Source organism: Hyphococcus lacteus, from assembly GCF_041058985.1.
Lineage (GTDB): Bacteria > Pseudomonadota > Alphaproteobacteria > Caulobacterales > Parvularculaceae > Hyphococcus > Hyphococcus lacteus.
Map to the genome: position 1 here is coordinate 2,602,257 of NZ_JBEHZE010000001.1, position 13,482 is coordinate 2,615,738.

The 13,482-nt window shown below is 50.8% G+C and carries 16 protein-coding genes; 2 read left to right on the forward strand and 14 right to left on the reverse strand.

From position 1 onward, the window contains the following. Positions 1–68: 68 nt before the first annotated feature. The 5 genes from ABFZ84_RS12345 to rpmF all read right to left on the reverse strand — a co-directional run bounded on the left by ABFZ84_RS12345 (position 69) and on the right by rpmF (position 3,324). A complete protein-coding gene (locus ABFZ84_RS12345; RefSeq protein ID WP_369314320.1) occupies positions 69–392 on the reverse strand; it encodes an FtsB family cell division protein in 324 nt (107 codons plus the stop codon). An 81-nt stretch (positions 393–473) separates the two neighbouring features. Next, positions 474–950, reverse strand: a complete 477-nt coding sequence (locus ABFZ84_RS12350; protein WP_369314321.1) for a GNAT family N-acetyltransferase — start codon at positions 948–950, stop codon at positions 474–476. Continuing rightward, complete coding sequence (eno, locus tag ABFZ84_RS12355; protein ID WP_369314322.1) at positions 940–2,214, reverse strand: phosphopyruvate hydratase; 1,275 nt, start codon at positions 2,212–2,214, stop codon at positions 940–942. The genes ABFZ84_RS12350 and eno overlap by 11 nt, the downstream gene beginning before the upstream one ends. A gap of 263 nt (positions 2,215–2,477) precedes the next feature. Beyond that, a complete protein-coding gene (locus tag ABFZ84_RS12360; protein ID WP_369314323.1) occupies positions 2,478–2,915 on the reverse strand; it encodes a hypothetical protein in 438 nt (145 codons plus the stop codon). Between the two features lie 226 nt (positions 2,916–3,141). Continuing rightward, a complete protein-coding gene (rpmF, locus tag ABFZ84_RS12365; RefSeq protein ID WP_369314324.1) occupies positions 3,142–3,324 on the reverse strand; it encodes a 50S ribosomal protein L32 in 183 nt (60 codons plus the stop codon). 247 nt (positions 3,325–3,571) lie between these two features. Here rpmF and ABFZ84_RS12370 point away from each other — a divergent pair, with 247 nt between their 5' ends. Further along, on the forward strand, positions 3,572–4,075 hold the full coding sequence (locus ABFZ84_RS12370) for a hypothetical protein (protein ID WP_369314325.1): 504 nt from the start codon (positions 3,572–3,574) through the stop codon (positions 4,073–4,075). A 14-nt stretch (positions 4,076–4,089) separates the two neighbouring features. Here the strand turns inward: ABFZ84_RS12370 and ABFZ84_RS12375 are convergent, their stop codons facing one another. From ABFZ84_RS12375 to ABFZ84_RS12405, 7 genes are all read right to left on the reverse strand, one after another. Next, on the reverse strand, positions 4,090–4,377 hold the full coding sequence (locus ABFZ84_RS12375; protein ID WP_369314326.1) for a hypothetical protein: 288 nt from the start codon (positions 4,375–4,377) through the stop codon (positions 4,090–4,092). A gap of 266 nt (positions 4,378–4,643) precedes the next feature. Further along, positions 4,644–5,060: a DUF6491 family protein gene (locus ABFZ84_RS12380; RefSeq protein WP_369314327.1), complete on the reverse strand. Its 417-nt coding sequence runs from the start codon at positions 5,058–5,060 to the stop codon at positions 4,644–4,646. A gap of 18 nt (positions 5,061–5,078) precedes the next feature. Then, positions 5,079–5,501, reverse strand: coding sequence for a DUF6491 family protein (locus ABFZ84_RS12385; RefSeq protein WP_369314328.1), 423 nt, complete (start codon positions 5,499–5,501; stop codon positions 5,079–5,081). Positions 5,502–5,634: 133 nt separating this feature from the next. After that, positions 5,635–6,678 (reverse strand): cysteine synthase A, encoded by a 1,044-nt coding sequence (cysK, locus tag ABFZ84_RS12390; RefSeq protein ID WP_369314329.1) that lies wholly within the window; start codon positions 6,676–6,678, stop codon positions 5,635–5,637. Between the two features lie 60 nt (positions 6,679–6,738). Then, a complete protein-coding gene (locus tag ABFZ84_RS12395) occupies positions 6,739–8,151 on the reverse strand; it encodes a M20/M25/M40 family metallo-hydrolase (RefSeq protein WP_369314330.1) in 1,413 nt (470 codons plus the stop codon). A 155-nt stretch (positions 8,152–8,306) separates the two neighbouring features. Further along, the gene (gene gatB / locus ABFZ84_RS12400) at positions 8,307–9,812 is read right to left on the reverse strand and encodes an Asp-tRNA(Asn)/Glu-tRNA(Gln) amidotransferase subunit GatB (protein WP_369314331.1); all 1,506 of its coding nucleotides are present in this window, start codon (positions 9,810–9,812) and stop codon (positions 8,307–8,309) included. Positions 9,813–9,891: 79 nt separating this feature from the next. Beyond that, positions 9,892–10,641, reverse strand: a complete 750-nt coding sequence (locus tag ABFZ84_RS12405; protein ID WP_369314332.1) for an alpha/beta fold hydrolase — start codon at positions 10,639–10,641, stop codon at positions 9,892–9,894. 115 nt (positions 10,642–10,756) lie between these two features. On the opposite strand from ABFZ84_RS12405, the gene ABFZ84_RS12410 reads away from it, so the two are divergent. After that, positions 10,757–11,632 carry a fatty acid desaturase gene (locus tag ABFZ84_RS12410; protein WP_369314333.1) on the forward strand — a complete coding sequence of 292 codons (876 nt, stop codon included), beginning with the start codon at positions 10,757–10,759 and terminating at the stop codon, positions 11,630–11,632. On the opposite strand, the gene gatA is transcribed toward ABFZ84_RS12410, so the two are convergent. Both gatA and gatC read right to left on the reverse strand, forming a co-directional pair. Then, a complete protein-coding gene (gene gatA, locus ABFZ84_RS12415) occupies positions 11,629–13,107 on the reverse strand; it encodes an Asp-tRNA(Asn)/Glu-tRNA(Gln) amidotransferase subunit GatA (RefSeq protein ID WP_369314334.1) in 1,479 nt (492 codons plus the stop codon). The genes ABFZ84_RS12410 and gatA overlap by 4 nt on opposite strands. Then, positions 13,107–13,406 (reverse strand): Asp-tRNA(Asn)/Glu-tRNA(Gln) amidotransferase subunit GatC, encoded by a 300-nt coding sequence (gene gatC, locus ABFZ84_RS12420; RefSeq protein ID WP_369314335.1) that lies wholly within the window; start codon positions 13,404–13,406, stop codon positions 13,107–13,109. The genes gatA and gatC overlap by 1 nt, the downstream gene beginning before the upstream one ends. Positions 13,407–13,482 lie beyond the last annotated feature (76 nt).

Consider the following 13,482-nt stretch of genomic DNA (forward strand, 5'->3'; position numbering starts at 1 on the left):
TGGCCCACTCATACGCGGGCAGATCGCTGGCGACAAGATCTATGGTCAAACTGTATACGAAAAAACGATTACTCGCCGAGAATCCGGTCTAATTCTCGACGCGGAACCACTACGTCGCCCTTCCGAGAGTAGCCCAAAATAGCGCGGATGCGCTCATCGAGTATATCTGGATCAAGTGATTTAGAATTCAAAAGGTCCGCATTTTTCTCAAGGGCCTGTCGGCGTGCGATCAAAGCTTCGAGTTCCGCTGACTTCGTCTCAGCTTCCTTGCGGGCGTCAGCCAACGCCCGATAGCCCGTATCGCTAACGACCGCACTGTAAAGCAGCACACTGGTCAAGCACATCACCAGTGCCGGAAACGCAATTTCTAAGAGGAAGCGACTACGCAACATAAGATTGTTTCTTTTCGTTGTTGCGTTTCAAAAGAATCAATCTTGGTTAAAAATTGATTAACATAGCGCTGAAGTCGGAAATTATAAATCTAGGGCCAGTGCCTGATCACACCGTCGCTCTAGCCCGATTGTATCGGAAGGTTGAAATCCGTGTTTTTGATAAAGGCCGACGGCCTCTTCCAAAACGCGAGCCGTTTGCAATTCTATGCGCTTAAACCCCAACTCTTTTGCACGCGCGATAGCATGGTTCAAAAGCTTCCTGCCATAGCCGCGCCCACGGAAATTGGACTTGAGATACATTTTGCGTAACTCACAGACACCGTTCCCCAACAGTTCTAACGCCACAGTTCCAATGATAACGCCATCAGTCGTTTCAAGAACATCGAAAATACCATCGGCATAATATCCCTCGATATCACTTAGATCCCGATCCGTCGTTTTCGGGGCCGGCTCCATATCATACTCATCAAGGATGGTAAAAATTAGCGCCCGAATATTCGGTCCGTCATCATTGGTCGCTTTACGGATGACCAGAGATATAGAAGGATTATTTTGCAAAAGCTTCGCCGCCAGCATAACGCGCTGTATCGCCCAGTTCTTGTTCTATACGCAGTAATTGATTGTACTTTGCGAGCCGGTCTGAACGAGCAAGTGAACCCGTTTTGATCTGACCGCAATTTGTCGCGACCGCCAGGTCTGCAATCGTCGCATCCTCGGTTTCACCAGAACGATGTGACATCACAGCCGTATAACGTGCCCGGTGGGCAACATCGACCGCCGCGAGTGTTTCCGTCAGTGTACCAATCTGATTTACTTTTACGAGGATTGAGTTGGCGCAACCAAGCTCTATCCCCTTCCGAAGTCGTGTTTCATTAGTAACAAAAAGATCATCGCCAACTAACTGGCATTTATTGCCGACAGCATCGGTTAGCGCGCGCCAACCATCCCAGTCATCCTCTGCCATACCGTCTTCGATCGACACAATTGGGTAACGGGCGACCAGATCAGCAAAATAAGCGGCCATCCCCGCGCCATCGAGAGATTTCCCCTCACCTGCGAGTTCATATTTACCGTTTTTGTAAAACTCAGTAGACGCCGCATCGAGAGCAATGAAGACATCTTCACCGGGACGGTACCCCGCACCCTCGACAGCTTTCATGATGAAACCCAATGCATCGTCTGTTGAGCTTAAATTTGGCGCAAAACCACCCTCGTCACCAACATTGGTGTTGTGCCCTGCATCTTTCAGGCCTTTTTTGAGGGTATGAAAAATCTCTGCCCCCATCCGCAGCGCGTCAGAAAAACTTTCTGCGCCAAGCGGCATGATCATAAATTCTTGAATATCAATGGGGTTATCCGCGTGTTCACCACCATTTATGATGTTCATCATTGGCGCAGGAAGCACGCGTGCTGAAACACCGCCAACATAACGATAGAGCGGCATCGCCGACGCATCGGCCGCAGCTTTTGCAACTGCAAGCGAAACACCCAACAGGGCATTTGCGCCAAGGCGACTTTTGTTTGGCGTGCCATCTAGGGCGATCAATGTTTCGTCAATCTCAGCCTGTTCTTCGGCGTCATAACCAGACAACGCATCGAAAATCTCGCCGTTGACCGCATCAACAGCCTTGAGCACGCCCTTGCCGCCATAACGTTCGCCACCATCGCGCAACTCGTGGGCCTCATGAGCCCCTGTTGAAGCCCCAGAAGGTACGCCCGCGCGGCCCATCGAGCCATCTTCTAGCGTAACATCAACCTCAACGGTCGGGTTGCCCCGGCTATCAAGAATTTCACGGGCAAAAATATCAACAATCGCGGTCATTTATGTGGCTCCGTTCGCGGCAGGAATCTCTCCGGGCCTTATTAACGCGAATGGAGCCACGCGCAACGGCTAGCGGTGTTCTTCTTCTGAATTACGCTCACCTCGAGCCGGCGGGTTTGGCTTCGACGGTCTACGTCGTGGCGGAGTAGCTCGAGGCGCTGGCGCAGACGGGGTAGCCTTTGGTGGCGAAGATTGAGGCGGACGACTTCTAGGAGGCTGATTCCGGGGTGGACGGGCGCGCGGCGGTTGGCCCGCTGGCGGCGTCACATTATTATCGTTCCGCGGTGGACGGTTGCCGCGTGGCGGTCGCTGACCTTGACCGGGTCTGGTACGTGGGTGGTCATAAGCATTATCGCGTCGTCTATCCCGCCGTTGATTCCGTCGGCGCTGTTCCCGGTCATATCGGCGGTTGCTTCGATGAATCCGGCGACCATGACGACGATTATAGTAATAATCGGTGCTCGAGAAATAATTGAAGTTGAAGAAAAACCCGTTTTGAGGCCCCCAACGACTATATTGTCCCGTCCATGGCCAATTATCATATCGATTATATGCATAAGCCGATGAATATTGGGTGTCATATGCCGACGCGAAGCACTGATTGGCTTCATAGTCACAATCGGCGTGACATGCGCGATATTCGCTTTCGGTATCAGCGAAGTCTTCGCAATATCGGTAACACGCCCCTGCCTCGTAGTCACAAGACGAAAACGCTGTTTGATATGGATCTGTGGTAACGCAGCCCGCAATCGCAAATAGCGACGCAATTATAATCGCTTTGACCAGGTTCATCCCAATCCCCCTCGACATGTCATCGCACCCGGCCCCGGAAGCGATACCAGCATAGGATTGAGGTTCCGCAAATGCAAACGCCGCCCAGAAGGGCGGCGTTCAGCGAATAGAAAAATGGCTAAAAGCCAGAACCAATTAATCTTCTTTTGGCTCAAGAACCTGACGGCCACGGTATTTGCCGGATTTGAGGTCGATATGGTGCGGACGACGAAGTTCGCCCGAATCTTTGTCCTCAATATATGTACCGCCGTTCAAGCGATCATGCGCACGACGCATGCCGCGTTTGGACGGCGTGACTTTCCGCTTAGGAACTGCCATGGGAAAACCTCTGTAACTTCTCTATAGGTCAATGCTGCGACGCAGGCAGGGCAACAGCCCATTCCGCGCGCACGCGCAAATGCGAAGTTCGGTCGTCTAAGCCAGAGCGAGGCGCTTGGCAAGGCTATCCCTGAGGAAAATCATTATTTTCCAAATTAACTAGAATCGGAAAATTTGAAGAGATCCTTTTCAGCCGCTGGAAAGAGCTGATGCGTATGGTAGCTTAAATCTCTCGGGGGAATGACCTTTGCCGATACGACCGATTATTTCAGCGCTGTGTTTAGCGGTAATTGCAAACTCCGCAAATGCACAAGATCACCAACAGAGCGCACATTTTGCGCCCGTGGACGCTTCTGCCCTAGCTGACCAAATACCTAGTACCCGCGAAAAGCCAAAACTCGCTTCCCTCACCCGTGGCGAACCTGGGGCGGCGTCCGTTTTCGTCGACCTCGTTGCGGCTGATTTTTTCGAACACCAATTGCGGCTCACGCAATCACGGAGGATCGAAGCGGCGACAGCCGATCGTTATTTATCGCTGTCTTCAAAAGAGCGCGAACTCTATCGCCAGGAACGACAGAAAATCTGGATGGAGATGACAGATGCGGAACGTGCATCCCTACGCTCAGTGAAACGTCCACGTTTTGCCAATCTTGATGAAGGACAAAAACAGACATTTCGGCGCATCGCGTCAGAAGAGCTCGGGCGCACTAATCTCGCACCCGAAAATGTCGCCCACAAAGACGACATTTAGTTCACGACAAAAAATTAGCCATTAGTGCGCGGACGATGCGTCAACAGATATTCACGCGCTTGACGTTGAGCTTCGGCGACTTCTTCTGTCGTCATCTCATTAGCCAGCTCTGCGCGATAGGCGCGTGCCTCAAGATTGCCTTGCATCGCCGCTAAATTGAACCACTTATGCGCAGTAACCAGATCAAATGCGCCCTGCTCGCCGCCCGTTGATGCGACTAAGCCCAATTGATACATCTCTGCATCGTTCATGATTGGCTCAGCGGCGGCTTCTAGTACCTCGGCACCTACAACTATTGACATATTCTTTTCCCCTTTATCGATCCCCACATAAGTCGGGTCCAAATGAATTAACCAAGTCGAGGATGATAGGGAGAGAACTAAATTCTCGTTAATGACGCGTTAGCCAATCCTTTACGTTTCGCAAAGGTTTTGTTAACAAAGTCATTTAATCCGTATTCTGAATAGTTTATTCAAAAACAACAAAATCCAAGATAAATACTAGGCAATATCCAAATCGCGCGTTTTATCCATACTATGATGAAGGGCTGTGTATTCCCGAGTTAAAATTACTCAGGCTGAGAAATTTCTTTTAATTTTTCAAAATTTCCAAAAGAACAGGACCCAACCGGCGTACCAAAATTGCTGACAACGCGGATCGTATCGCCCCGACACATTTTATTAGTGGTCGCATCGTGGATGTATCGTTGCTCTCGCCCGAGACCAATACACCGCCCATGAAGCTCGCTGAGATAGACCTTTCCGCCCTGCGCCATAATGATCATCGCGTGGTCATCAATCGCCTTCGTTGAACGAACGGCGGTTAAAGAGAGGCAGTAAACACTCTCTCCGGTTTTTTCGAATTGGGCGAGAATTTCCTTGGCTTGCTCGTCCTGCCGCTTGGTAGCAGCGGCTGCGTTAGACGCAACCGCCAGCGATATTACAACGCCAGTAATGACCGCATTGGATATGTATCGAGAACTCATCAGTTGGTTTCTTCTCGGTTATTCAGCAGCATCGTCTTCGGGAATTTCCTGTAATTCCTCAAACGAGCCGAGACCGCACGATCCAACGGTCATATTCAACGTATTGTCTACCACCGTAATAATTTCATTTCGGCAGAGCTGGTTCGATGAAATGCGATACTGCAAACGATTGCCAGACCGACTCGCGCCGCTACATTTTCCCGAAACCTTGTTCAGATACACATCGCGGCCCGTCCCGCGTACCAAAAACGTGTAATCATCAATTGGATCAATCGACCGAATTTGGGTCGTACTGAGACAAGTGCGCGTTTCGCCTGTTGCTTCGTATTTCGCTAACTCTAACGCGGCCTCTTCAGACATTTCCTGATCGCCCGCCTGTGCTGAGACACATGCCGACAATCCGATCGCCGCACCCGCTAATATAAATAAATTCTGTTTCACGCTCGTCCTCCTAGACGCCCCTGCCCTTGAAGACCTCAGGCGACCAGCGCCGCCCATCCAAATCATACTACTAGAATTCGAACACGCGTAGAGACCTAATTGTTCAAATTTACGCGATCACTAGCGCAGCACCTTACGCAGAAAGCTGATAACCGGCTGTAGAGCGTGAAATTTCCATCTCTTCCGCACTCATAACCGCCTCAACATCCGCAAATAGTGGCGTTGATAGGTAGCGTTCACCTGTATCAGGTAACATACAAAGAATATTGGCACCTTTGGATGCGGAATTCGCAATTTCCATTGCTGCCGCAAATGTCGCCCCAGCCGATATCCCCGTAAAGATGCCCTCGCGTTGCGCCAATGCCTGAGACCACTTAATGCCGTCTTCTGGAGCGGTCTTCAAAACCTTGTGAATCACGCCGGTCTTTACCGCCTCATCGGTGATGGCTGGAATAAAGTCAGGGCTCCAGCCTTGGATCGGGTGCGGTGCCCACGCTGAATGTGATGCGGCCGGACTGCCATCGTCATGCCGTTCTTGCACTTCGCCGCTTGAAAGCATCGCGGCCCCGGCTGGTTCGCAGACAACAATTTTCGTGTCCGGACTATGTTTTTTCAAAACCCGCGAAACCCCCGTCAGGGTACCGCCTGTACCAAAACCCGTAATCCAGTAATCCAGATTTTGCCCCTTGAATGCTTCAATGATTTCAGGCCCGGTAGTTTTTTCGTGAATCGCAGGGTTTGCGTCATTTTCGAATTGGCGCGTTAAGAACCAATCATTTTTCTGTGCGAGTTCTTTCGCTTTTTCGACCATGCCCGTGCCTTTGGCCGCGGCGGGGGTTAAGACTACTTTTGCCCCAAGAAAACGCATCAATTTTCGTCTTTCGACGGAAAAACTCTCCGCCATAACGATCACTAGCGGATATCCCTTCGCCGCGCAGACCATAGCAAGACCGATCCCGGTATTGCCGCTTGTCGCTTCGACTACGGTTTGGCCCGGTTTCAAATCACCGGACTTTTCCGCGGCCTCGATGACACCCAGTGCTAAACGGTCTTTGACCGAACCGAGCGGATTAAACGCTTCAAATTTGACGAAAATATTGACGCCTTCGGGCGCTAGCCTGTTAATTCGGATCACAGGCGTATTACCAACGGTTCCGAGAATATTGTCGTGTATCATTGGCTTTCTCCTGACTATTTTTAACAAACTAGGCCCTCAGCGAACCATCATCAATAAGAGCTATTGCTTTGATAGCTCTTTTAACATGACATACCAGTGATCGAGGCCACCATAGAACGCATCCACTGCTAGGCGTTCATTCAGACCATGGGCAAACATATCGGTCGGCTTACTCCACGCGCCTGAGATCGCCACCGTGTCATATCCTTTTGTCCGGTAATGCATTCCGTCAGTGCCACCCGATTCCATGTAAGGTATAATCGGAGCATCCAAACCGCGCGCATTCAATGACGCCTTGATCGCATTCAAAACATCCGGGCGCAATTTCGACTCCGGACTTTCGGTTACATCGGTCATTAATTTGAATTGCACAGCGTCGTTATCGACGACCTTTTCTAGCGTTTCCTGAGTAGCCGCAACACCAACTCCTGGGAAAATACGACAGTTCACTGTTGCCGTCGCTGATTGCGGCAATGCGTTTTCGGCATGACCCGCCCTTAACATCGTCGCGACACAGGTGGTACCCGTGGTCCCGACTGTTTCGGGGTCAGCCCTTAGCGTCGCAATCGCCTTTTTATTTTTTGGATTTTTCGAAAAGTCCCGCATTGCTTTTCCCAATGCACCGGGTGTCACCGCACCCGAGGCGTTGAATGATGCGAGGGTCAAGTCAGAATAGCGAACCGGGAATTTATAAGCTTCAATATTTTTCAGAGCACTGGCGAGATCATAAATCGCATTATCACTACGCGGACGAGAAGAATGCCCGCCCGGGTTCGTAATAGTCAGCTCAAAAGTCGCAAAGGTCTTCTCTGCACCCTGAACTGAATAATACAAAGGTGATCCATCTTCGGCGAGAACACCCCCACCAGCATCGGTATTAAGAACAAACGCGGGGTCAATGTTTTCTGCGACAAAATTCGCTTGATCCCGGGTAGAAATCATGCCGGTTTCTTCATCACCACTGAAAACGATGACAAAATCCCGACTGGGTTTCCATCCTTCTTTCTTTAGGCGGATGAATGTCGAAGTGATATTCGTGACGCCGTATTTGTTATCCATTGTTCCGCGCCCAAAGAAATATCCATCTTTTTCAGTGAGGGAAAATGGCGCACGCTCCCAATCAGCGGCTAACGCATCGACAACATCCATATGTCCCAAGATAACGACCGGCTTTTGTTTCGGCGTACCGTCGGCGCGATAATAGACCATCAAGCCTTGGGTATGTTCGCCATTAGCATCATAATCCGTAACTTGAATATCTTCATCTGCGAAACCCGCTGACTTTAACTGTGCAACCAGATAGTCAACCATCGCTGGCACTTGCTCTTGCCCACGCGCGGTACGGAAAGAAATCACATTTTCATAGATATCACGGGCCATTTGATCATGTTCAGACCGCTCTTGCCCGTTAGCCGTCGGTATTGATACCGCTAATGACAGCGCCAAAGCCAATGGAATATTTGAAGTTTTCATGCTGCTCCCCTGAGTTGATTATAGTATGCCCTTTTCGCGGACATGACCTGCGCCACCGTAAACCGTTCGGTGCAGATGTCACCACAAAAGCCTCAGGCGTGATGCGGCGAGCGCCTACAACACCACTCTAAGTTTCCAACATAGCCAAACCACAACTATTCAACGCCGAGTTTCTTGCGGAGCAATTCGTTGACTGCTTGCGGGTTAGCTTTACCGCCAGTCTTTTGCATCACTTGCCCGACGAACCAGCCCATTGTCTTCGGCTTTTCTTTAACCTGCTCGACCTGTTTCGGATTTGCCGCCATGATTTCATCAATCACAGCTTCAATTGCGCCCGTGTCGGTAACCTGTTTCAAGCCGCGCTTTTCAACAATTTCTGCTGGGTCGGATTTTTCCTCGCCAGAGAACATCAATGCAAAAACGTCTTTGGCTAGCTTACCTGAAATGGTTTTGTCAGAGATCAAATCAATCAGCTTGCCAAGGTGGTCAGCACTGATGGGGCTGTCGATAATGTCGATATTTTCTTTATTCAGCGCACCAAATAACTCACCTGTAACCCAGTTGGATGCCATTTTACCATCGCGGCCATGAGCAACTTCTTCAAAATACGCAGCGCTCGGCTTGTCGGCGGCAAGAACCGCCGCGTCATACGGTGAAAGACCGTAGTCGGATACAAAACGCCGTTTCTTCGCGTCGGGAAGTTCAGGCAAGCTCGCACGAATTTCTTCCACCCACGCTTGATCAATCTCTAGTGGCAATAGGTCCGGATCAGGAAAATAACGATAATCATGTGCGTCTTCTTTTGACCGCATGGTTCGTGTCGTACCAGATTTGACATCGAACAAACGGGTTTCTTGATCGATCTCGCCACCACCTTCGATCACTTCGATCTGGCGGCGCGCTTCGTAATCAATGACCTGGCGAACATAACGAATTGAGTTGACGTTTTTCGTCTCTGTCCGGGTACCTAGATATTTAAAATCCCCTGTTTCGCGGAATTTATCGTAATTGCCAGCACGACACACGGACACATTCACGTCTGCCCGCATGGAGCCTTCATCCATGTTTCCATCACAAGTGCCGAGATACCGAACAATAGTCCGAATTTTTGAAAAATACGCAGCGCCCTCTTCGGCAGAACGCATATCTGGTTTCGATACGATCTCCATCAACGCGACACCCGAGCGGTTCAGATCAACGTAGGATTCTTTTGGCGCAAGATCGTGGATGGACTTGCCTGCATCTTGCTCTAGGTGAAGACGCTCGACACCGATGGTGACAGTTTCACCATTATCAAGCTCGACCTCGATCTCGCCCTCGCCCACAATCGGGTCTTTGTACTGCGATATCTGATATCCCTGCGGCAGGTCGGGGTAGAAGTAATTCTTACGATCAAATCGCGACCAAAGATTGATTTTCGCGTTCAAGCCGAGCCCGGTCCGAACAGCCTGTTCGACGCAGTATTTATTGATGACCGGCAACATGCCCGGCATCGCCGCATCAACGAGCGAAACATTCTCGTTCGGACCAGCGCCATATTCCGCCGATGCCCCTGAGAAAAGCTTGGATTGAGATGATACCTGCGCATGGATTTCCAATCCGATTACAACTTCCCAGTCGCCAGTTGCACCTTGCAGCAGTTTTTTTGGTTCAGCGCTCATCTCTTTTTCCTGTCCTAGTCACAAGCAATCAGGCGGTTTTGCCCGCGCTTTGCGCTTCATGCAAGCCGTTCTAACCAGTCTATTGCTCTGCTCGTGCAATTACCCGCTGGATCGCCCGATGCAGACGGCGCGGATATTGGACTTCGAGATAATGCGTCCCGCCGGGAATGATCTCTAGGCTCGCATTTGCCTCAGGGCCCAGAGCTTCCATCAGCGTGTGGGCATTAGATCGCGGTACCAAAGCGTCAAAATCGCCGTGAAGGACCTCTACAGGCTTTTTCAACGATGGCAGTGCGCCAAGCAAAGGGCCGATTTGCGCACGTCGCCCGGCGATCTCTGTCCTAACTCGTTGCCAACGATTAGGCACAAACGGCTCGATCGCGCTTGCGCCACCTATTTGTTCAAGCTTAAGGGCATAATCATGTGGCTCGTCGATAAGAGCCGCGACCGTCACAACGCCATGGACCTGATCGGGGAAGTCGAGCGCGGCCTTGAGCGCAAGCTCGCCGCCATAGGAGACACCCAGCGTGATGATTTTCTTGTCGCCAAATTCGCCACCGGGCAAAAACGGTTTTATCGCTGCCAACTGATCGTCAAAGTCAGGGTAAACATTCACATGGCCTCGCCCAAAACCGGGCCGCGACAACACCACCATATCGATGCCCTGTGGTGCAGTACGCAATAGACGGGTGAATAACAGCCGATTGCAAGGCGATCCGGGAAAAACCACCACACGCCAGCGACCAGAGGCCGGCAAGTGGAATGCATCCATTTCCAGCGGAGACGACAAAGGTGCAGTGAAGTTAATCTCTCGAAAGCGGCCAAACATATGGTATTTTCTCACAACTAAAGTGCAAAATTGTTTCAAAGAAATTATATGCTACATTTACGCACTCAGTGGGGAGTGGGTCAAAGTATTAAGCCGAACCAACGGGACGAAAAGCGTGTCTACTGAGTCTGTACAATCTTTGCGAGATCTCAAAATCATCGCGCGCGATGAAACACGGGGCTTTCAGTGGCCAACCTTGTTTTTTTCGCTGTTCGTCATTTCAATGACCTTAGCTTCGACCTCAATCGCCGTTGCCGGATATATCCCGCTCTGGCTCGGCATGATCATCAATGCGTTTTTCATGACCCAGGGCTATACGGCGGTGCATGAATGTGCCCATCGCAGCATGAACGGAAAGCACACCAAGCTACGATGGATTAATGATGTCTTTGGAGTCGCTGGGTTTTCGTTCACCCTGCACTCATTCACCGTGCATTGTCATGTGCACCGGCTGCATCATGCACACACAAACGATCCGTTTCGCGATACCGACGCATGGGTTTCAGACGCACCAAACCTACTCTCTGCAATCCTGCGGTCATTCGCATTCTATTTCTATACAAACTATCATATTTTCAAAATCTATCCGTTGGTGCAGGATAAAAAAAACTTTGTTATGCGCGCAGTTCTTGAAACAGCCGTCCCGATTGCGCTAGCCATCTTCTTCGCCTCTATCGGTTATTGGCGTGAAGTGCTGTTGCTTTGGGTAATCCCTGCGCTCACAGCCTTTGCGGGCGTAAGCTTTTTTGTGGATTGGCTACCCCATCACGTCAAAGACAAATCCGACTTGATGCAATCAACGGCAATCCGCGTTCCAGCCAAAGGGTTACGCGGCAAGGTGTTTTCGTGGCTGTATAACTTCCACAATTTCCACCTTATTCATCACCTCGTCCCGAGCGTACCGTGGTACGCGCAGGAGAGGACTTTTGCTAAAGCAGAAAAATTTTTGAACGAAAATGGTGCCCGGATCAAATATTCAAAATCCGCTTAAGCCCACCATTCATTCGGACGGCGCGTGACGTTCGCGGCTTGCTCAAGCGCATACATACCCTTGAACATCGTTTCTTCGTCGAATGGGCGCGCAAGCAATTGTAGCCCCAGCGGCAGCCCATTGGCGTCAAAACCGGCTGGCACGGACGCGCCGGGAATTCCCGAAAGATTACCCGTTACAGTGAACACATCGTTGAGATACATCTGAATAGGATCATTTGATTTTTCACCTAAACCAAATGCCGCCGATGGCGCTGAAGGCGTCAGGATCAAATCGACCTTGCTGAAGGCACCGGTAAATTCATCAAAGATCTTTTTCCGGACCTTTTGCGCACGAAGATAATATGCGTCGTAATAACCTGCGGACAAAACATACGTCCCAATTAAAATTCGGCGTTTTACTTCGTCGCCGAAACCCTCCGCACGGGTATTTTCATACATCGATAAAATGTCATCGTATTTATCGGCGCGATGACCAAACTTTACGCCATCATAGCGCGCAAGATTCGACGATGCTTCCGCCGGTGCCACAATGTAATAAACCGGCAACGCATATTTCGTCAGCGGCAATGAAATATCGACAATTTCACAACCAGCGTCTTTCATCCACGCAATTCCATCAGCCCAGAGCTTTTCAATTTCGGCGGGCATTCCGTCAAGCCGGTATTCTTTTGGGACACCGATCTTTAGGCCCTTAACCGATTGACCGAGGGATGCCTCGTAGTCAGGCACCGGACGATCTACGGATGTAGAATCTTTGGGGTCATAACCCGACATTGATTTAAGCATGATCGCCGCGTCGCGAACATCTTGGGTAATTGGCCCTGCCTGATCCAGCGAGGAGGCAAACGCCGCAACGCCCCACCGCGATACACGACCATAGGTTGGCTTTACACCAACCGTAGACGTCAGTGATGCCGGTTGGCGAATTGAACCACCGGTATCGGTCGCCGTTGCCGCCGCACAAAGCCGCGCGGCGACCGCAGTCGATGATCCCCCAGAAGACCCGCCGGGCGTTAGCGGCGTATCATCACCTTCGCGACGCCAAGGATTAATGACATTGCCGTAAAAGCTAGTTTCATTCGATGAACCCATGGCAAACTCATCCATATTGAGCTTGCCAAGCATGACGCCGCCATCGCGCCAAAGCTGGCTCGTGATGGTTGATTCATAGCGGGGCGTAAAACCATCAAGGATGTGCGACGCTGCGGTCGTTAAGGTCCCCTCGGTACAAAACAGGTCTTTAATCCCAAGCGGCACACCTTCGATCGGGCCGCCCTCGCCTTTGGAAAGCTTCTCGTCGGAGGCTTTGGCCATCTCTCGCGCTTTGTCACCAGTGACGGTGATAAAAGAATTGAGCGCTTTGGCCGCTTCCATTCGATCAAGATAAGCGTCGGTCGCCTCTAGCGAAGTGACAGTTTTCGTTTTCAGCGCATCACGTAGCTGTGCGAGCGTCAGGTCAGCAATTTTCGTCATTATTCAACAACCTTCGGCACGACGAAGAAATGGTCTTCGGTTTTTGGTGCATTCGCGACGACGTTATCTGGCTGCCCACCGCCCGTCGGCCCGTCTTGAAGCACATCTTCGCGGAATGGCATTGCCATATCGACAGCCGAAGCCATTGCCTCAACGCCCTCAATATCGACTTCATTCAATTGCTCAATCCAGCCGAGAATGCCGGAAATCTCTTTTGCAAGCGGCTCTAGGCGCTCTTCGGGCTCCGCAATTCGCGCTAGACGCGCAACCTTGCGCACAGTGTCTTTATCAACTGACATGAGGCTCTCTTATTTTTTCGCAGTAGCGTTGTTGACTATCAATGCCCCGCGCCGCTGGCAAGCATTCTGGCGCGCA